The sequence below is a fragment of the Streptomyces sp. JK94 genome (genome assembly GCF_053613315.1).
Map to the genome: position 1 here is coordinate 1 of NZ_JBSICH010000078.1, position 4,803 is coordinate 4,803.

A 4,803-nucleotide genomic window follows, 5' to 3' on the forward strand; every position below is an offset into this window, starting at 1 on the left:
GCCACCACCACACGCTGTTCCGTCGGGTGCTAGCGGCGCCGCTTGCGCAGGGCCGCCAGGTTGTCGTAGCTGATCTTCGCCTCCCGCAGCGACTGCGCGGGGTCGGTGGCGCTCGGGGAGTTGTCGTCCTCGATCATCGGGTTGTGGTAGTTCCGCTCGCCGACCCGCGAGAAGAACGTCGTGTAGTCGATGACGCCGGTTCCGAAGGGCACCATGTCGTAGCCCATGCCGTTGGTCGTGCTGACGACGCCGTCCTTGGCGTGGAACAGCGGGTAGCGCTTGTTGTTGCGGGCGACGAGACCGGCCGGGTCGAAGACGTTCCTCCGGGTCGAGCCGTCGTGGGCGGTGTAGGTGTGGAACTTGTACTGGGCCACGTGCGCCCAGAAGATGTCCATCTCCAGCCAGACGAGCTTCGGGTCGGTGACCCTCAGGAAGTACTCCAGCTTCCGGATGCCGGAGCTGCGGGTCGGTCGCCCCTGGTCGTCCAGCGGGCCGCCGTCGAGCAGGAAGCCGTAGGCCCCGTCGTGGTTGTGGGTGTAGAGCTTGATGCCCTCACGGCGGGCTATCGCTCCCAGGGCGTTCCACTTGTCGGCCGCCACGTCCCAGTCGGCGCGGTAGGAGCTGCCGGTGGGGTCGCCACCGGTGCCCATGTGCTTCAGCCCGAGGATGTTGGCGATCTCCAGGTGTTTCTTGAAGGTGTCCTCGTCCGCCGTGGTCAGCGGCCAGGACGACGGGATGAAGCTGTGGTTGCCCTGAGCGCGCAGGCCGTAGTCGTCGAGCCAGCAGCGCAGCAGCCTGGCCCCCTTGACGGATTCCAGGTCGGCGCCGCCGGGCGCGTTCGCGTGCTGGCGGTAGCCGGCGAACTCGACCTGGCGGTAACCGTGGCGGGCCAGCTGCTTGAACACCTCGCGGAAGCCGGAGGGGAGGTCGGAGGCGAGGGGGTCGCGGGCAGTGGCGTCCCGCACGGTGTAGAGGATGATGCCGCGCTTGTCCGCCGGGACCAGGACCTGCCCGCCGTGTCCGTGTCCACCGCCGTGGCCGTGGTCTGCGCCCCGGCCGTCCGCCAGCGCGGGAGAGGCACCGAAGACGGGGGCCGCTACGGCTCCGGCGGCCACCGCGGTGCACGTGCTCAGGAAACGGCGGCGGTCCACGCCGAGCGTGCGACGCAGACCTTCGTCCGGGCCGCCGGCCGCCGGGTCCGTGGCGTCTTCGGTGCGGGAAGGATCGGAGAACAGGGTCACGGGTGCCTGCCTTCTGGGTCGTGGCCCGCCCCGGTGCGGTGGGGAAGGGCCGTTGTCAGTGCCGTGTGTTTCACTCTCAGTAGTCGGATCGCGGCGGGGTTGCCGGATGGTGTGTCAGGCGATTCCGGCGAGTTGGAGGAGGAGTTGTTTGACGTCGGTGGCCGCGATGTGGTCGGGGAGGGTGTGGGGGGTGGAGCAGATGAACAGGGGGCCGTCGTCGTCGCCGGCGGGCAGGCGGCCGTGGCTGCCGCGGACGGGTGAGGGGTCCAGGGGGACGACGGCCATGCGGTAGCGCAGGCCGAGTTTCTTGCGGGCCAGGGCGCCGGCGGCTTTGAGCGTGACGTAGGGGTCGCGGGGGTCCGTGAACAGTTCGGCCGGGTCGTAGCCGGGTTTGCGGTGGATCTCGACGAGCTGCGCGAAGTCGGGCGCGCGGTCGTCGTCGAGCCAGTAGTAGTAGGTGAACCAGGCGTCCGGCTGGGCGAGGGCGACGAGTTCGCCGGCGCGGGGGTGGTCGAGGTGGTGGGCTTTTTTGCCCTCCTCGTCGAGGAGCTGGTCGAGGCCGGGCAGGGCGGTGAGGGCTTCTCGGGTGGCGTCGAGGTCTTCGGGGCGGCGGACGTAGACGTGGGCGATCTGGTGGTCGGCGACGGCGAAGGCGCGGGAGGTCATCGGGTCGAGGTATTCCATGCCGTCCTGGGTGTGGACTTCGAGCAGGCCGGCGCGGCGCAGGGCGCGGTTGATGTCGACGGGCCGGTTCACCGGGGTGATGCCGTACTCGGACAGTGCGACGACGGTGCGGCCTTCGGTGCGGGCGTCGTCCAGGAGCGGGGCGAGTGCCGCGTCGAGGTCGGTGGCGGCCTGCAGGGAGCGGGGGTCGTGGGGGCCGTGGCGCTGGAGGTCGTAGTCGAGGTGGGGCAGGTAGCAGAGGGTGAGGTCGGGGTGGCGGGTGGCGTTGATGTGCCGGGTGGCGTCGATGATCCACTGGCTGGAGACGAGGTCGGCGCCCGGTCCCCAGAAGTGGAAGAGGGGGAAGGTGCCGAGGGTGTCGGTGAGTTCGTCGTGCAGGGCGGGGGGCCGGGTGTAGCAGTCGGGTTCCTTGCGGCCGTCGGCGTAGTAGACGGGGCGGGGGGTGACGGTGATGTCGGTGTCGGCGCCCATGGCGTACCACCAGCAGATGTTGGCGACGCTGTAGCCGGGGTGGGCGCGGCGGGCGGCGTCCCAGAGTCTGTCGCCGGTGACCAGGCCGTTGTGCTGGCGCCACAGCAGGACCTCGCCCAGTTCGCGGAAGTACCAGCCGTTGGCGACGATGCCGTGCTGGGCCGGGTGGGTGCCGGTCAGGAACGTCGACTGGGCGGCGCAGGTCACCGCGGGCAGGACGGTGCCCAGGGGGGCGTGGGAGCCGTGCTGGGCGAGCCGTTTGAGGTGGGGCATGTGGTCCAGCAGGCGGGGGGTGAGGCCCACCACGTCCAGGACCAGCAAAGGCGTGGGCTGTGCGGGAGGGGACACGGGGTGGGTCATGGCAGTTCCTTCAGGCCGAGGTCGGTCAGCAGGTCGCGGGCCAGGGCCAGTTCGGCGGCGATGCCGTCGGTGAGCTGTGCCCGGGCCCGGGGCCGCAGGGCGGGCGGCAGGGCCTGCCAGGTGTAGGTCTCCACCTCCAGATGCCGGGTGAGGGGGCGCGGGCCGCCCACCAGGCGGGCCAGCGCGGCCTTGAGGACATCCATCGTCGAGGCCAGCGGCGGGGCCGGGGCCGCGTGCAGGGGCACATGGAAGTGCGCCCGCCAGGGCCCGCTGCCGGGCAGCGCGTCACCCGCCAGGGCCTGGTCGAGGTCGTCGGTGCCGTGCAGAGCGCCGTTGGGGGTACTGGTGCGGGTCTGGTGCAGGAAGCGGGGCTCGGCGAACGCGGCAAGAGCCCGCCGGACACCGGGAAGAGCGGGGTGTTCGGCGTGCAGGGCGGCCGACAGCTGCGCCTTGACGACCGGGACACCCGCCGCGGCCAGCGCGTCCAGAGCGGTGTGCGGGTCCTCGAAGGAGGTGGCGAGGTGACAGGTGTCGACACACACCCCGATACGGTCGTGACCGACCGCGGTCAGCGGGGCGATCGCGTCCCCGGTGGTCTCCACGACACAGCCGGGCTCGGGCTCCAGACCGATACGCAGGCAGCGGCCGGTCAGCTCCTCCAGGGTGTCGAGCTGTCCGGCGAGGGTGACCAGCGCGGCGCGGGCCGTGTCGGCGCGGGCCTGGTCGTAGGCGGTGCGCCAGGCCAGCGGAAGCGTGGAGATCGTGCCGTCGGTGACGTCGTCGGGCAGCAGCCCGGCCAAGAGCCGGGCCAGCGACGCCGTGTACTCCAGCCGCTCCGGATCGGCCCAGTCGGGCGTGTAGACGCGGTACTTGACCTCCTCCGCCCCGAACCCCTGGTAGGGGAAGCCGTTGAGGGTGACGACCTCCAGACCACGCCGGTCCAGCTCGCCGCGCAGTCCCCGCAACGCGGCGGGGTCGGCGGCCAGGGCGTGGGCCGCGTCGCGGGCCAGCCACAGTCCGATGCCCAGGCGGTCGCGGCCCAGCCGGCGCCGCACCGGCTCGCAGTACTCACGCAACTGCGCCCGCACCCCGTCGAGACTCTCGGCGGGGTGGACGTTGGTGCAGTAGGCCAGGTGGACGGTGGAGCCGTCGGGATGCCGGAAGCGCACGGGTCACGCGCCTGCGGGCAGCGGTTCGGTGGCGGGGGCGCCGCGCAGGACGGAGTTGCCCTCGTGCGTGGCATCGGCCGAGGTGACGTCGAGTTCGAGGCGTCCGCCGAGGCCGTAGAAGGCGACGGGGTTGCGCCACAGCACCCGGTCCACGTCGTCCTCGGTGAAACCCTCGGCGAGCATCAGGTCGCCGACCGTGCGGGTTTTCAGCGGGTCGCTCCTGCCCCAGTCGGCGGCCGAGTTCACCAGGACCCGCTCCGGGCCGTACTCGCGCAGGAGGACCACCATGCGGGCCTCGTCCATCTTGGTGTCCGGGTAGACGGAGAAGCCGAGCCAGCAGCCGGCGTCCTTGGCCACCCGCACGGTCGTCTCGTTGAGGTGGTCCACCAGCACCCGGTCCACGGGCAGCGCGGACGCGCGGACCACGTCCAGGGTGCGGTGCAGTCCGGCGAGCTTGTCGCGGTGCGGGGTGTGCACGAGGGCGGGCAGGCTGTGGTCGGCGGCGAGCTGGAGCTGGTGTTCCAGGGCCCTGTCCTCGGCCGGTGTCATCGAGTCGTAGCCGATCTCACCGACGGCCACGACCCGGTCCTTGACGAGGTAGCGGGGCAGGTCGTCGAGGACGGGCAGGCAGCGGGGATCGTTCGCCTCCTTGGGGTTGAGGGCGATCGTGCAGTGGTGGGCGATGCCGTACTGGGCGGCGCGGAAGGGCTCCCAGCCCAGGAGGGCGTCGAAGTAGTCGTGGAAGGAGGCGGGCGAGGTGCGGGGCTGGCCGAGCCAGAAGGACGGCTCGACGACGGCCCGGACACCGGCGGCGTACATCGCCTCGTAGTCGTCCGTGGTCCGGGAGGTCATGTGGATGTGCGGGTCGAAGATGCGCA

4 protein-coding genes are annotated in these 4,803 nt (G+C 71.6%); all 4 read right to left on the minus strand.

What is annotated here, in order from left to right:
• Window positions 1-29 precede the first annotated feature (29 nt).
• Entirely contained in the window at window positions 30-1,241 is a 1,212-nt protein-coding gene (locus tag ACVV2G_RS33190) for a sugar phosphate isomerase/epimerase family protein (RefSeq protein ID WP_453846478.1), read from the minus strand.
• A 114-nt stretch (window positions 1,242-1,355) separates the two neighbouring features.
• Window positions 1,356-2,756: an alkaline phosphatase family protein gene (locus ACVV2G_RS33195; protein ID WP_453846147.1), complete on the minus strand. Its 1,401-nt coding sequence runs from the start codon at window positions 2,754-2,756 to the stop codon at window positions 1,356-1,358.
• On the minus strand, window positions 2,753-3,925 hold the full coding sequence (gene eboE / locus ACVV2G_RS33200; RefSeq protein WP_453846479.1) for a metabolite traffic protein EboE: 1,173 nt from the start codon (window positions 3,923-3,925) through the stop codon (window positions 2,753-2,755). The genes ACVV2G_RS33195 and eboE overlap by 4 nt, the downstream gene beginning before the upstream one ends.
• A gap of 3 nt (window positions 3,926-3,928) precedes the next feature.
• Window positions 3,929-4,803, minus strand: an 875-nt coding sequence (locus ACVV2G_RS33205; RefSeq protein WP_453846480.1) for a TatD family hydrolase, incomplete at its 5' end; no start/stop codon positions are given.

What these genes read in the sequence shown, in the direction of transcription:
- ACVV2G_RS33195 (WP_453846147.1), bottom strand. Translation starts at nt 2,756, where the DNA reads ATGACCCACCCCGTGTCCCCTCCCGCACAGCCCACGCCTTTGCTGGTC.